At 39.8% G+C, this 16,107-nt stretch carries 12 protein-coding genes; all 12 read left to right on the top strand.

The features are described from left to right. Positions 1-12 precede the first annotated feature (12 nt). The 12 genes from MHN02_RS12275 (at position 13) to MHN02_RS12330 (ending at position 16,106) form a co-directional block, all read left to right on the top strand. The gene (locus tag MHN02_RS12275) at positions 13-1,806 is read left to right on the top strand and encodes a hypothetical protein (RefSeq protein WP_239246348.1); all 1,794 of its coding nucleotides are present in this window, start codon (positions 13-15) and stop codon (positions 1,804-1,806) included. Positions 1,807-1,969: 163 nt separating this feature from the next. Next, positions 1,970-2,977 (top strand): hypothetical protein, encoded by a 1,008-nt coding sequence (locus MHN02_RS12280; protein ID WP_239246350.1) that lies wholly within the window; start codon positions 1,970-1,972, stop codon positions 2,975-2,977. Positions 2,978-3,009: 32 nt separating this feature from the next. Then, entirely contained in the window at positions 3,010-3,165 is a 156-nt protein-coding gene (locus MHN02_RS12285; RefSeq protein ID WP_239246352.1) for a hypothetical protein, read from the top strand. Beyond that, a complete protein-coding gene (locus MHN02_RS12290; RefSeq protein WP_239246355.1) occupies positions 3,162-5,012 on the top strand; it encodes a hypothetical protein in 1,851 nt (616 codons plus the stop codon). Before MHN02_RS12285 ends, MHN02_RS12290 begins: the two co-directional genes overlap by 4 nt. Next, positions 4,990-5,844, top strand: a complete 855-nt coding sequence (locus tag MHN02_RS12295; protein WP_239246358.1) for a hypothetical protein — start codon at positions 4,990-4,992, stop codon at positions 5,842-5,844. The genes MHN02_RS12290 and MHN02_RS12295 overlap by 23 nt, the downstream gene beginning before the upstream one ends. 5 nt (positions 5,845-5,849) lie before the next feature. Beyond that, a complete protein-coding gene (locus MHN02_RS12300; protein ID WP_239246361.1) occupies positions 5,850-9,281 on the top strand; it encodes a hypothetical protein in 3,432 nt (1,143 codons plus the stop codon). A gap of 1 nt (position 9,282) precedes the next feature. Beyond that, positions 9,283-9,759 carry a hypothetical protein gene (locus MHN02_RS12305; RefSeq protein ID WP_239246364.1) on the top strand — a complete coding sequence of 159 codons (477 nt, stop codon included), beginning with the start codon at positions 9,283-9,285 and terminating at the stop codon, positions 9,757-9,759. Further along, positions 9,759-11,141, top strand: a complete 1,383-nt coding sequence (locus MHN02_RS12310; RefSeq protein WP_239246367.1) for a hypothetical protein — start codon at positions 9,759-9,761, stop codon at positions 11,139-11,141. Before MHN02_RS12305 ends, MHN02_RS12310 begins: the two co-directional genes overlap by 1 nt. Position 11,142: 1 nt before the next feature. Next, positions 11,143-11,868, top strand: coding sequence for a hypothetical protein (locus tag MHN02_RS12315; RefSeq protein ID WP_239246370.1), 726 nt, complete (start codon positions 11,143-11,145; stop codon positions 11,866-11,868). Beyond that, entirely contained in the window at positions 11,852-13,087 is a 1,236-nt protein-coding gene (locus tag MHN02_RS12320; RefSeq protein WP_239246373.1) for a hypothetical protein, read from the top strand. The genes MHN02_RS12315 and MHN02_RS12320 overlap by 17 nt, the downstream gene beginning before the upstream one ends. A 2-nt stretch (positions 13,088-13,089) precedes the next feature. Next, positions 13,090-15,525 carry an ATP-binding protein gene (locus tag MHN02_RS12325; protein WP_239246376.1) on the top strand — a complete coding sequence of 812 codons (2,436 nt, stop codon included), beginning with the start codon at positions 13,090-13,092 and terminating at the stop codon, positions 15,523-15,525. Next, positions 15,525-16,106 (top strand): 4Fe-4S single cluster domain-containing protein, encoded by a 582-nt coding sequence (locus MHN02_RS12330; RefSeq protein ID WP_239246379.1) that lies wholly within the window; start codon positions 15,525-15,527, stop codon positions 16,104-16,106. Before MHN02_RS12325 ends, MHN02_RS12330 begins: the two co-directional genes overlap by 1 nt. Position 16,107: the final 1 nt, after the last annotated feature.

The following is a 16,107-nucleotide window of genomic DNA, read 5'->3' on the forward strand; positions in this document are numbered from 1 at the left end:
GAAATACAACGAATGGGATATAATTATCAGCGACTGGTGTGGTGTTTATGTTTTTTGCAGATGTTGTGTGCAAATGCCATCGCAAATGATTTCCGAGTCGGCAAAAGCAAGCTCTCTCTAATCATAGTAGATTCCCACAGAGGATGTAATAGCTCAAATGGGGAATTGCGATGTCTCGAATACCGCTCAGAATCATTTAGTAAGGCACTAGAGTTTGCGAAAATACAAGCTCAGCAGTCATCCTCTAACAGGCATATGTTTTTTATTGGTTCCGGAGCCAACGATAACACAAGTTACGCCTTGTTTGCTGACAAGGCTAAAGCCTGTTTCAAAGGAGGGCTATGTTCGGCTGAAAGTCACTTTGGTGATTACTCATTTAGCAGCATCAAAAAACAAAGTAACAATGCCAAACTCGACTGGTTTAGCGAAAAATCCTTTGAGTTTTTTTTCGCAAAAGTCGATGTGAAAACTTCCTACTCTCAAATATTTCCTGCTGTTTTGTATCAGCCTAGCTACAGATTGGAAACATTGCGCTTCAAGCAAACGCTCAATGATTACACGGTCACTTCAAGAACATCAGTGACAAAAGAAAATCAAGTTTACTTAAACTCTCAATTGCAGCAATTGCTTCCGATTATGCTTCAGGCAAGCATGAAAAGTGATCTTTTAGAAGCTTCCACACTGCTTGAGTTTGATGTTTATCTGGTTACCGATGATGATAAAAACTATATACCCGCAAGCGATACGCCATTATATATCTTGAATGAGTTAGAAGAGTTTGAATTTAATGCCGCGGCTCAAAAAGTGACAAACAGTTACAATAACAATGCTTCTAGACCAGAACTTAGCGAAGAACTAAAAAAGAACACAGCGAGGATTTATAAATGGGTATTCAGCCGAGCTGTTGTGTTTGCCACGAATGAACAACCTCGATTATCGACTAATGAGCCCTTCAAGACATTTGAGATACCTCATGTTGCTCCTCATTATGAAGCAGGGCGATTTAAGATCGCAAAAGTTTGGCAAGAATGTCAGCGCAAGGGTAGAGATAGCACTGAAGTGGTATGCTCGATTTCGGATGAACAGATTAATAAACTGAAAGAAAATGGTGAAGCAGAGGTTTACTACGAAACCAAACACAAGAGAAAAGGGTTAAAGAAAGCAGTTGGGACATTTAAGGTTCATATAGAAGGGGTTTCTTCAACCAGCATGCATTTTCCACCTAACAAACGCCCATACATTCCCATACCTCAGGGTAGCATTATGGGAAATAACATCCGATTAAGCAGCCCGGATGGTCAATACAACGAAGAGTGCATGATGCAGAATGGACACTGCGTCTTACCTTGGGCAATGCCCCTCACAAATGGCAACTACGCATTGCAGACCATGGATAAAACAATGAATCTTTACAAAAATCGAAATGACGTACGTGTCTCTCTATTAACCTGGCATGAAAATCGATTTTTTGGTTCTGAACTGGATAGTTACGGAAACTTACCTGTCACTGTTAATTCTAATACAAAAAAAGTGTGCAATCGATATGGTGAAGAAGTTTACAACTTTATTATTCCCATTGCTAATGGCCGTTACTTTCTTAAAGACAATTGTGAGAATGCACAGACCTATTCGATCATCGATATAAAGCTAAACACTTTTCAGCGATATCAAATTGTGTTCATTACTATTCTGCTTACCATTATCTTAATAGTGCTCATCCGAAAGTTATTATTTTCAAATTCAAAAGTGGCTCTCCGCCAACTTGCCTTAGCAACCCAGATGCCCAGGATTACTGAGATTGAATGATGAGAGCAAGGAATATTACGCCATTAACCTATTTAGTAACATGTGCTTTGCTTAGTATTATCTCTTGTCACCAAACTGTTATGTCAGCTGTGGTTTCCAAAATCACCATAGTGCAGTTTTACCATCACTTTTTCATCGCAAAGCAAGAGAATGGGGAAAAAGTGTGAAAACCAGAGACGATAGATTTACTTCTATTCCCAAAAAATACCTGCGCGATAGTGTTGGTAGTTATAAAGCTACAAAGGGGGGGGGCTCATCTGAGCATGAATACGGTTTGCCTGACAGCATTTTTATAACCGACGTTTTGCCATCAAATAATGAAAACTTACCAACTGTTTACAATAATTCAGGAAAAGTAGCTGCACCCAGAGGTCATAACTCAACAGACAGCGGAGAACCAGATGCGAAAGACACAACAGCAAACAAAAAGCAATTAACCAATGTTCAGAGTACAGTGCTGAGTCAAACGTCAACATGTCCAATGGCTAAAAATATAGGTCCAGCCCCGCGTTCGCTTACTGACATACTAAACTCGCTCGTCATGGTCGGGATTTTGATAGTTTCTTTCGTGGTATTTCGACACTTAAGGGTTGCGCTGAAGGTGCAAATGCAACATGAACTTACTGCTCTGAGTCAGAAGCAAAATCCGTTACTAGATGGTGTATTACGACCCATACGCCTGAACTCCCCCTTAGCTTTTGACAATGACACAACTAGTTTTGAACAAGAAAATGGCGAGTTACAAAGGCGTTTGAATCTTATGGGGGAAAATTGTGTAGGGTCGATCGCACATCTGGAAAATGCTCAAAGTGAACTCGCAAATAACCACCACAAGAGATTCATAAAGAAAGCGAGATATCAAGAATTGACCGAGGCGATGACGAAGTTATTGGGTAACCTTTCTAGTTATTTGCGACCACGCCAAGCAAGAAATGGTTTTCTTGAGCTTGTTGTTAACACTTTCAACGAGCGACGATTACAGCAAATTAAACTCTTTATTACAGAAAATTTAAAGACTGAAAATCATTTGAGACAAATGTTAAGTGACAAAAAGACTGAGTCTGGACGTATCTCAGCCGAGCTTTCCCGGTTAAAGCACACCATTTTAGTTTTTTATTCGTCATTGTTGAAGATCGAGTATCGTCCATACAATATAAATCAATGTTGGTAGCAACTTGTTGAAGAAATATATAGGAGCTTCAAATGTTACAAGTTTATTGGTTACAAGGAATCCTCATGCTTTTGGTTGGTGGCCTCTGTATTGCTACTTTCAATGCGTTATTTTCTGGAAACAAAAAGGCTGAACGTCTGTTGGCGTCTGCAACTCAATTACCCCAAATAGAAGAGATCAAAAAATGAAGGAAAGAGATTTGGTGTACAAAGGCAAACGCCTTATTTGTCTCAGGGTGTTATGTGTGGCCGCGCTGTGTTGTTCAATTTATGTTGATGCTTCAATTGCCCTGCTCAACAGCGAACAGGAGAGTGGTAGTGATGAATATTCTGTTTCTCAACAACAGGAGCCTGATTCGAAAGAAAGCGAAAACCCAAGTTCGCAAAGTGAAGGACCTGAAAGTATAACTCCTGTTGAGTCTGCCACAGACAATGCTCAAAATATGCTTGAGCAAGAAAAAGCAGTACTCTCCAATACAACCCATTCCGAAAGGGCTAAGCATAACGTAGAAGAGTCATTATTGAATACTAATTTTCTTGGCTCATCTATTGTGATTGCATCGTTGCTCGCGTGGATTGTTATTCTTTTACTCAGAGCCAGGCGAAGAAACAGCCAGTCTGTCGCAATGGCTATTAGTAAAGGAGATGTCTCCGGAGAGCCTGATAAAGCAGATAAATCAACAACTAAACAACGTGATCAGGCTCGGTATACGGCAGACGATTTACAACACATTATCGAGATCCTTAAACCAGAGCTGGTATCCAGTGTCCTTGAAGCTGCAAACTCCAAAGAACCAGAAGAAAACTTACAGTTACAACAAGAAAGGCATAAATGCAAAAGGGTAGGCAATCAGTTAAAGGAAAAAAGTAAGGAATGTGAAGAACTTAAGTTAAAAAATGAACATATAACTAGGCAGTTAAATGAGGCTAAAGTAAAATGTAGTGATGCGGAAAAAGAAAAACGCATCCAAGCTCTAAAGAATGCAAATTCATCCAGACAATTCAAAAACTTACTGCTAAAAATCATTCATAATCTTTCCCTAGAAACTCCAGAAAATCAATTTCCTGATCTGCACTCCCTACAAATCAATTCTGATGATGTTGAAAGCCTTGAAAGCTTTTTTGACAAAGGACTAAAAACTCAAACCGATTTATCAGATCAGCTAGAAGCAAAGAAGAATGAGCTATCTAAAACAACAGACGAACTTAAACACCTCAAACAAATGATTGCCGGTGTTTATACTACTTTATTAAAAGAGAAACCTGCAGAAAATGATGAACCTGAAAGTCTGTTAGCCACAGTCAAATCTGAGTTTAGGGTCGTCACTATGGAATTAAAAAGCATGCGGGAAGAAACTGCAGCTATTAGAAATAATGTTCATACCAAGGTTGGTAACGGTTTGAATGAGAGTTTTACTCGATGTAGGGATGATTTGTTAACTGAACTGCATCAAACTGACCTCTTGCCCACGAAAGTAAAAGCCAATTTAACGAACGCATTACAAGAGCTGCGTACTGACCATGAGCTATCAAATTCAGAGCACCTTCGCTATTGGAAAGCCGCATTAAATCAAGCTGCTAAATACGTTTTCCACAATCCCTTTCTGCAATCTATGGAAACGCTTGGTTCTCGCTTTTTACATTTTTTCTATTTAGCGGCGAGTATTGCTGAAGCAAAAGGGCTTCAAATATCCGTGCCTGTAGAAACAGATGCAACAATAACCGCCAGCTCTATAGAGTACTCGGAGTTTAGGAAGCCAGTGGTTTATTATGATTTTGACGAAATTAAGCAGGAATATTTTAAAGAACACATTGTTAAACAAACCGCTGTCAATATGTTGCTGTTGAGGAATATGAGGGTGGCCCCAGAACTGTTGGTGGAAATCACTGATATTACTGACTGGCGGAGCCTTGACGCGTTTGTTTCAAAGTTTAGTGATGAAAGTGTTTCTTTTATTACAAAAATAAATCAAATTGGTTTTATATACACTGACGGTGACAGGGAAGCGACTAATGCCAGCGTTGAAAAAATTTAATTTGGAGTATCCGAAAAATAGTCTCACTCCGGTTCGGTGCCTGACCCTTTATATAATTGTATCTATTGATAAAAGGTTGGAGCCCTTATTGTCAGGCATGGCCCTGTGCATTAGCATTTACAGGAATGATGCTGACGATGCAGTCGGGCAAAGCGTTGTATTATCAGAAGCTATAAAGATGAAAGATACTGAAGTCATAGATGGTGTTGAAGACAATGGACATCTCGTCTCATTATTTCGTGAATTTCCTATTAAGATCCCGCTTTCTTGCACCCTTGAAATGGAGTTGACTGCCAATGAGTCCTTTATGTCGAACAAAAAAATGTTTTCTGTATGGTGTGAATATGCAGATTCACGCAAAACTGACGACAGCGACAAACATCCTTTTCATATGGCTTTTGATATTGAAACGGACGCTATTAAAACTATGAAAGAAAATAATATTAGCGAAAAATTATTAAAAATTGCGCAAAACAAATTAAACGAAGAACCCGTAGATAATCCCCCCCTTGGCTCTCAGTATAAAAATCAGAAGCTTGGCAATAAGATTACCCTTTTTTCTAAAGACACTTTCATTGATCTGACATCGGAACTTGAGGCTTTTTGTCAGGTAATACGGGATTCCAAAGCCAGGGTATCCGTTGTGGATAATGATGGCCAGGATGGGGAAGGCAAACTGGCCGTCATTTCTTCAGAAACAGAGGATGTTGAAGGTTTAAATAAGGAGCAAAAGCAGTTTATAACTCGCAGCCATAAGAGCTTCTTAGATGACCTAGAACGAAACTTCAAAGCCATCGGCATTAATATGCAACCTACTAGTCAGGACAGATAGTTTTCATGGATAAAACGCAATATTTCAAATTTGAATTTACTAATATCAAGAGCCGTGGTTTATACATAGGCCCTCCAATTGTGTCTGATTCTGTTAATTTGATGTCCTCCTTTAGGCAAAAAATAATGTGGCTGGAAAACCTCACTGTTGAAGGAAATCATATTAAACCGGGTACTGTGTTTAGCGGTGATTATCAGGCGCATGAGTTACGCTTTGAACAGAATGGCAACACTATTCGCTTTAAAATAAATTTGGCAGTATTGACTTGGCCAGATGTAAACAGCGGCGCGCAACTTGGTATTCCTAGTGAAATGGAGTTTGAAGAAGAGTACTGCTGGCCATTAGGTCAGGATTCCAATGTTAGTAGGTTGAATATCAGACAACAACCCCGCAAACGAGGTGATATTCAGGGTAGCTACCTAGAAGTTGATGTGAATATTCATGAAAACAATCTGTCAGACTTTGTGATCCCAGTAGAGGAAATTGAGTCTAATGAGTTCAATCATTATCTGGCTCATGATCTTTCTCGTATTAAGAAATTTGTAGGATTGTCCAGGAATAATCATGTTCTTGATCTATCGAAGTTTTTCCGCCTATCACCTGAGTATGCTCGTATTAGAGAAAAACGCCAGGGAAATGTATTAGGGTTGATCGAATCCTTTATTGCCCCCGATGATAAAGCGATTTTGATATCTGTTAGACGCATTGACTCGCTGATTTTGTGTCTTGATATTGGCACCTGTAGTATGACAGTCCAATTGGCAGAACGAGATCTGGATGACAGAGCAAAACCCCTGTCTTTGGTCAATTGTTCTCCAAATCATGATGCTCTCGAAGACGATTTTGCACAGGTACCTGTAAAGCTGATGCCTTTTAAATTTGATGGTGGCCAGGATTCTGGAAGCATGTTTCCGGTTATTAGTAAAAAAGCAATGGATATCATAAAAAATGATGTTGCTGAATGGGTGGAAGTCTGTGACCCGCACATAATAAGAGAAGAAAAGCAATCTCTTGTTCTGACTAATATCAAAAACTATTTTCGGGTGGGGCTGCGCAATGAGTTCAATATACGAAGAGCTAAAGTTGACTATAGGATCCCAGAAAAAAACAAGGAATTTTTATCTCAAAAAATCAAGGACGAATTGCAATTAGCTGAAGGCAAGCCCGTTATTGATCGGGATAATATTAAAGGCGATGTGCTGGCTCACCAGGCATATAAAGCCCTGCTGCAACTGCAATCTGATTCTCAGCTAAATGATATTGCTTCGGTGTTAAACCCCCAAAAATCTGTTGAAAAGAGTCGTGAAGGTTTGAATACCCAATGTGGTCATCATAGTTTGCAAGAGATAGTGCATCAACGAAATCGTGTAACGGATATTTTGTTTGCAGTACCTAATGGTTACATTTCAGGGGAAATGGCGCAGTTTTTCCATCAAGTCGCGGTTGATATTGTTGATAAATTCGATTTGATTAGCGTTGAACTTCCACCTGAATCTAAAGCACGAGATGAATTACTTCTGTCTGAATCAAAGGCGGTTTTACTTAATGAAGTGACAGCAGAAACTGCGTTTCTACAAAAGAAATTAGCAGAACAAGGTAGCAAATATGATACTCTTGTATTTGATATCGGGGCTGGTACGGCAGACATTACTCTTGCGCGAATTACTTCACCGTCCGCAGGTCGTTTACATGTGTCTGTTTTAAGTAATGGTTCTTCAGACCTGGCGGGTAATTTCTTCGATATTTTGGTAGCTGAAGCCATGTTTCAGTCTGCCATTAATCAGAAGCTAGATTACAGCGCTACAATTAGAGCAGCGTTTGATGCGGCCAATGAATTAGGCGAAAAAAAATTCACAAGCGGGGTACCTCTTCGATCTGATTTTTCCAACCTGATAGCGGATTATGTATTACTTTCCATCTTTGCCCGGCTGTTGAGTCAGAACTTTCCTCAGGAAGTCGGCAATATTAAGCTACAGCCCCGAACAACAGAGCACCCTAGCAGTACTCAGTATTACAACAGTGATCTGTCTTTGGGGTTATTCAATGAACTGACTGAAGAAAAATATAGAACTCTGACAGAAATTGATGGAATTACCGAGACGGATTTATCGGACCTGAGTCAAAAGCTGTTGAGCTACCGAAATTCACAAGTTGAATGCCTTTCTGGCGCAATTCAGCGATTTAATGCAAACCAACCTTTTGAAATCCAATCCTACAGCGTAACGGTTCGATACGCAGCAGCAAAAGCACATTTTGGTAAGTTTATAGTTGAGTATAATCCTCAGATGTGGAACGCCAAACAACTCCAAATGGAATTTTCACCCGCAGAAGTTACAAAAGCATTTACCAGTTACAGCGGATTGAAAGACTTTGAGCGCAGCAATTTAAGTGAAGCCATAAACAAGGTGGACGACAATACTAAGCTATTGTTCCGGGAAACAGAGAATAATAGTTTGGCTGGTAAAGAATCACCTATTGAGTATATCGTTAAAGGGTATTCAGGTGCAGAACTGGGTAACAACCAGGAATTGATGACATTACTCAAATCACTGGCAGAAGAACTCAAGAAAAATGGCAGAATTCTAAAAGAGAGCATTGACAAATTAGAGTTGGAAGAAGGCATACTTATACCCAATGATTTGCGCAGAAACTACGATATAAGCAAAATGTTGGACGTCAAGATCAAAATACCATTAGGCCGGGCTTCACTGAAAGATGTGAGAGAGAAGACACTGGAGGATTGGATTGATATTGTCGGTATCCGACAAATCGAGCAAATGATTGACAAAGTTAAAATCACCCTGAAAGAAACTGATGAAAAAGCTTTCCAACCAGAATGGATGATACTGACTGGACGAGGATCTAAATGGGGGCAGTTAAAAGAATCCCTGAGGGATTATTGTGCTCAAGAAAATATTAAGCCTTCAGGAGAGCTTGGCAGAGTCGATGAAAATTATGCTAAATATGCGGTAGTCAATGGTATGGGGTACCACAAATATTGGAGTCAGGTGGATGAAAAAGAAGGAAATGTCATCGAAAACGCAAAACTCATGACTCAGCCCTATTATTATGCCGTATTGAGGGCAGGGGGCAATTTCGTGCAATCCCTTAAACAACTCAAAGTACCTGATGGTGAAAAGTGGCACACTGAGAATTTTAGCAAAGGCGAGTTGGAAATTTTCACCACCTTTGAGTGTTTCAATTCCGAGGATGAAAGTGAAGAAACTTTTTATCACCGATGTGTAAAAAGTCGGGTTATGAAAAGGGTTGGCGAAGTCAATAAGACGGTAAGTATTGATATTTGTAAAGAATCTGATGGCAGCCTCACTATTTACTATCATGATAAAGATGTGTTTGAAGGCAGTCGAGACTTTCAGGTGGAACCCACAATGGCGTTAAGACTGGCACATTGGCCGAACTCATTTGGAATTAAATAATATGGCACATCCTTTAACAAAAAAGTTCCTGGATGAACAGATTGCAGCCCTGAGTACCAATGTTAAAAAAGGGCATACGCAAACGGTCAGGTTCAATCCGGGTAGGTTTCAACAAGAAACTGGCTACTCTCCTTATTTTTGCAAAGTGTTGTCTGAGGAGTTTTCTGACAAATTAGCAGTATTAGATAACCTGTGTTGTTCTAATCGAGCTGGAACTTGCCATTTTGGCGAACGCTGTGCGTTAAAAACAGTGATGTCAGATGACAATGATATGTGGTTGGGTATAGAACGAAAAGTCAAAGTGGCCCATCAATCAGAAATCAATGAAGTTGAGCTGGTAAAAGAGGACGTTATAAAGGTTGGAGATTTTTTTTATCTGAATACCCAAAAGCCCATTACTGATTTTGAAAAGATTGAGCGCATTGTAAAAGCCCGAAAGCCTGTTCAAATCAAATCTCAAGGAGAGGACAAAGACTAATGAGTGGTGTTAAAAAGAGTGATGTGTTGTCCGGGGTTAATTCCAGGAAAAATACCTTTTCAAAGGAACTCGCGAAGATTAAAAGTTTGCGTAAACTTCCCAAAAGCAAAATTAAGAAACTGCAACCTAAAATCAACCGGAAGCTTGTTGAGAAGTACTTTCCAAAACAAATAAAGGCCATCGATGATGAGCAAAAGCGCTTAGTCTCAGACGAAAGTGAGTTGCTGGTCCAGGCGAATAAACTTCAATCTGACGTCGATAGTATGTCTAAAGAACCAAAGACGTTACTTGGGAAACTTGAGGATATCCAGCGCAAAGTCGCTAATTCACAGTATTCTCACTATATGGATCGGGAATACCAGGAGTTGCGGCAGGTTGGGGTTAAGATTGACACTTGGTGCTCTAAGGTTCGCAACAGTGTTGAACAGTATGATCATGCCGTCAGACAACTTGAGTTAGTACCTGAGACCTATGAAAAACTCAGCGCACAATTAATTGAGTTGGATGAGAAGGCTGAAAAGCTTGAACAACAAGCATTGATTGACGAACAGTTAGAAGACTATCAACAGGGAGTGAGTGAACAGACCAAACTTTATGATTCTGAATTTGCCGCTAAAGCCAGTCCGGAGCTCCACAAGCAATTTCAAAAATTGCAAAAAAACATCATGACCACGAAAAAGCCGAATGACGCAAAACAAGGTCTCGTCGAGCTAACCGCTATCGTGGTGCAAGTAAGCAGCATTAAACAACGACTGGCGACAAAACAAAAAGAGCAGACTCAGTTATTAAAAAACATTCAAGCGGATTTCAATGATGCCAAAGTTGAAGATCCTTTATTACAAGAGTCTGTACACCTTGAGGCGTTTTACGAGACTTTTAACATAAAAAAAGTTGCAGAACTTAAAAAAATAACATCAAAAATTAATGCATTGATGAGCAGCCAAAACTTGTTCAACATAAATGAGGTCCAGGTGAAAATTGGTACATTGAGAAAAGACATCTTAAAGCAACTGAGTAGCGCACAAGATGATGCGAATAAGGCGTCGGAAATCATTGAAACTGCTTTGACAATCCGTGAAAAACTACTTGAGTCAGGCACCGTATCCGGTGATCAGGTTAACGTTTTCACTGATCAGATCTTGGAGAAAGGACTTAAAATAGAAACCCTCATGCCAAAAGGCGCATTTTTCGAAATTAGCCCCGATGGCAATCTCACATCCGACGTGGATCCAATAACTGGCGACTGTATTGGAGGTATGAAGGACATTTCCGATGCTCTTGCCGCGAATGGCATACCTTTGGTTCCCAAAAGTTACAGTCTGTCGGAGGAAGGTGGATTTGTGTCTGAAGCCTCAACAGAAAACCAACGCTCGAACAATTAACATGTTAGATAAAATTACTCGCTTTGCAAACCATGATGGAGAAGCACTTTTAAAGCCACGCACAAGGTACGAAGTGTATTTTTTCGAATTTGATAAAGCAGGATGCATTCAGTGCCCGCAACGGTTCATCACTAAAGGAACCGAGGTGGGGATTAATGAGAAAATAGCCGTCGTGTTTTACGCGGAAAACATCCCCCCCCCAACGCTAGAGAAAATTCAGGAAATCAGCGGTATTGAAATCGATTTTGTGTATCCTATGGCAGATAGTGAAGTAACTAAAGGTCAATATAGTGAGTGTCGCTTCTCTGTCACCTTTCAACGCTTTATTGCTGATTCAAAGGATTTACTTGATGTCACTATATCACCGTTTAGCGGTGGCTCACTTTACGAGGATTGTCTCGTGTCCAACAGTCAGATGACCAGCTTATTCTGGCCCGAAAATGACATCAAACAGGCATCGTCTGGCAGCGTGGCTTTTGCATTTAAACTTGCGTGGAAATACTTAGATTGCGAGATCCCCATTGAGTTGCACTATCGCTTTGAGCCTTCAATTGGTGAGTTGCCTCTGTGTTTTGACGTGCAATATGCCCATAACAACAAACAAAAAGAAATTAGCTTCAGGCCTGTAAGCCGCAATATGTTTTCGGATTTACACATTCGTGAATCATGGTTAGCAGAATCCAGTGTTATTATTAATTTGGAGTCTCTTTGTGTCTCAATCAAGTAAAAATATTATAGACTTGCGCGAAGTTTTGTTTGACCGAAATGCGACTGCAGCCCAGATGCTAAATCTTGATAAATCAAAACCCGTTGAATTGATTGGCATTGAAGATGTTTATCACAACCTTTGTTTCTTTTCTGCAAATCTTTATAGTGTCACTCTGGTTCAGGATTTAATCGCTCAGGCTTCCGAGCTGGCGGACAAGAAAGAATTCATTTATGTTGCCTCTGGAGAGTTAGAGAATCAAGTAAAAGTGCTGTCATCTGAGATAGACGAAAGAGCCGCATACAATGCCGAATTAGAAAATAAACTCGCTGTTTTGCGAGGGCAGCACGCCGGATTCCAAAAGGAAAAGTTGACTATCGAGCAAGAAATTGATGGATATGAGCAGCAGGCTCAAATAATTTCTGACTTGAAAAGAAAACTATTCCCTTTAAAAAGCTCACAAACTGATTTTCATACCCAAAAACAAACATTAGAAATGCAAATCGCTGAACTACAAAACGAGCTTATTAGCATACCTTCTCAACTACGGGCTTTGCAGGAAGATCAAGACTTATTGCTTCATCAACTAGACACGGAAAAGCTTAAGCTGAGTCAACTTGAAAGACAGGTTAACGACGTAAAAGAAACCGCGGCAAGTGTTGCAGCTGAAAAGGAAAACTTGGAATATTCGTTATCAGAATTGAAAGACAAGGAAGCCGAGAACACGGACGATATAATCAGATTGCAACAGCAAATTGCCAACAAAAAGGAGCAGTTGGGAGACAATAGAACCAATAAAGTTGAGAGTGAAAGTGCATTGCTCAAATTACAACAAACTCATCAAGATGAAACAGAAAAAATGTCGCAGCACGGTCAGTATATCAAGGCAATAATGGACAAAATAGAGAAAGGGTCATCAGCAAAAGATCTGAGTGTGTTTTTTTCTAGTTTGGAAGCTGAAACGGGTGGTGACAGTTTTTTTGATAACATTATGAGAACTTTCAAAGAACACATAAAGTTTCAAAAAGCACAGGAAGCTGACCAACATAACCGCAAGCTCCTAAAGGATGACCTGGAAGATAACATAAAGAGACTGAAGAGAGAGCTACAACGGAAAAAAGATAACCAGCAAGACGAACTGTTAGAACAGTTAACTCAACTTGAGAACAAAGTTAAGTCGCTCACGACAGAGTTCGAAGAGCTCGATCACAAGTTTGATGTGCTTAGTAAGGATATCTAAATATGTTTTCTGGCAGTCAAAGTCGATTTTACTCAAAAGTTGCTGAGCAAATTAGTGCTGGTAACAGTCGAATTTACTTATATGGGCAGCATGTAAAAGACGAATTATTTTACAATTCGCAAGGCCATATTAGTAATCTGACAGACTCACTCTGTTTTCACTTACTGCGCACTCCTCCTGTTAAGTATGAAAAAATAATCGTTTTATCATCTGAACACGCATTTTTATGTACTAAGAATAGAACCTCGTTTGATAAAAAGCAGATTTCTAATGCCGGAGAGGTGGTTAACTTTTTAGTTGGAGATCAGAAAAAAGGATCTGACGGGCTTGCAGGTTTGGGAGCTAAGCGCAAGAGCTCATCATCGGAAGCTTCAGAAGCAAAAGAAAGTAGCGAGGATGTTAAAAAGCAAACCAACAACCTAAATATGATGGTAAGCACTATCAATTCTCTAAATCAAGTTGCTGGTCAAGTTGACAGTAATTTTGCCATTATCTTCGATTCTTTCGATTGGGATACCAAGTTATTTGCAAGTCAACAACACAACTTCGAATTGCTTAAAAAAACCCTAAATTTTGGTGATCGGGCCGACTTTAAAAACGCCCCTTGTTGTATTTATATTCTCAACAATATCGCAGCCCTGAAAGACTACGTTGTTGACGTGGACAAACTGAGTAATGGGATCCTTCTAAGTCTGCCCGGAGCAGACGAATTAAACCTTGCACTTTACGAAGTGTTTGGAAGGAAAAAGGAATACAAAATCAAATCCCTTGAAAAGGTAGCGAAAACCAGCCGTAGTGCTCAAAAAACCTTAAGGGAGTCAATCAATATTTTGAGAGAAATTCAAAAACAAGGAGGCGAATCGGAAGAGCTGGATATGCTGTTTAGGCGTAATATTGGATTCCCTCTAGAGGATTGGAGTTGGGATGATGTCTTTTTACGCAAGGAAGTAAAACAACAGCTTATTAGGTTTTTTAGAGCCAATTCTCACGTTCAAGAAGGAGAAAAATCACTCGGCTGTATCGTTTATGGTCCCCCTGGAACCGGTAAAACCACTATCGCTAAAGTACTAGCAAATACCGAAGACCGTTCGTTAATAACGGCAAAACTCGCTGATCTCAAAGGTGAATATGTGGGACAATCTGCGCCTAAGATCAGAGACCTTTTTGACAGCGTCAGATCTGCTGCTCCTTCACTACTATTTTTGGACGAGATTGAGACTATTTTCCCCGCAAGAGAAGGAACTGGAGGAGATAGTTTTACCAAGGATCTGGTCACCCAGTTTTTAGCTGAATCAGATGGTGTCTTCGCAGATAATAAAGGCCTGGTTATTGTGGGAGCCACAAATCATATTGACATGGTTGATTCAGCGATACTCAGTAGACTGGTCCCCGTTAAGATTGACCTACCTGATAAAGTCGCCAGAAAAGAAATATTGAAGTCGGGATTAAGAGACAAGTGGTCAGATATTTCCGAGACAACTGTTTCTGAGTTATTGGAACGTACTCAGGGATGTAGTGGACGAGAGCTTAAAAACAATATCATTCAGCCTATTATAAATAATTCTGCGGCCCCATCTATGGATAACGCAGTAAAAGACGCGGTTGATCGGTTAAAAGTCGTTATTGCTAACAATTTAAGCGCAAAAGGTTCGGGGTTTAATCTGATTGCAACTGATCCAAATGGAATATGTATTGACGATATTATTGGACATCAAAAGATAAAAGATTCAGTAATTTCAGATATTCAATACTTCCTAAACCCTGTAAATCATCATGGCGTCAAACTCCCGGCTGACAATGGATTTCTCTTCTACGGCCCCCCTGGAAATGGTAAAACCCAATTTGCCAATGCGATAGCCAACCATTTTGAAATGGATATGGTTGAAGTGAACTTGCAACATGTTATTGGAGGTAAGGGAAATCCGGTCTCCAATTTAAACGATATTTTTGATAAAACAGTAAGATATTCAATCTTAACTAACAATGGGGTGTTGTTGTTTTTCGATGAATTTGATGCTTTAGCATCCAAAAGTATGACCAACTTTAGGGATACCTTTTTAAAACGAATAGATGGAATTAGGCGTTTAGGTGCAAAGGTATTGGTTTTTGCTGCTACTAATTTTTATCACAGCCTTGATGAAGCCATTATCAGACCTGGTAGATTTGATTGCCATTACGAATTAGCTAATCCAAGTGGTAAAGACCTTGCAGCTGTGTTTAAGCGTTGTATTGAACCTCAATTTTCACTCGCACCTGATGTCACTGACAATTTACTGGTTCAGTTGTTGACTCAAAACTTCCCTGTTGAGAATCTAAGTTTTTCTGCCGTAAAAAGGCTCGTCATTAAGATCCAAAGAGATGTTCTGGTTCAATCCGCAAGAGAAGGACGCAGCTTAGTCGTGTCTCAGGGCCATATTCTATTTCGTTTACCAAACTAATGAGCAAAACGCATACTTACATCAACCTTTATCACCGTGAGCCCGAAGTTAGCAATCTTGGGCCCGGGACACGTTATGTATTGTGGGTTCAAGGATGTGACTTAGGTTGTAAAGGCTGCCTTGTACCCGATTCCTGGAATGCGCAATCGGGAACACGAGTGTCTCTTGATCTATTAATCAAAGAGGTTTTGACAACACCTAAATTGCGAGGCGTGACCATTAGTGGTGGTGAACCTCTTATGCAAATAAAGCCTGTCATAGAGTTTTGCGCTAAGCTAAGGCGACAAAATTCCAACCTTGATATTATTGTGTATACTGGTTATGAATTGGAAGAAGCCGCACTTAAATTCAATGTTCAATTTGCGCAGCTCGCGTCTTTGATTGACCTTCTTATTACGGGACGATTCAAAAAAAACAATCTTTCTTCCGATATGATAAGAGGCTCTTCAAATCAAAAGTTATATTTTCTGACGAACTCAATAATAAAGTCAGACTTGAGGAACTGGAGTGATGGAGAAAGTTACCATGTTTACGGTAGTCATTATTTCGTGTCTGGAATACCTATTAAAGATAAAAGTTAGT

The sequence above is a fragment of the Alteromonas sp. CNT1-28 genome, from assembly GCF_022348345.1.
Lineage (GTDB): Bacteria > Pseudomonadota > Gammaproteobacteria > Enterobacterales > Alteromonadaceae > Alteromonas > Alteromonas macleodii.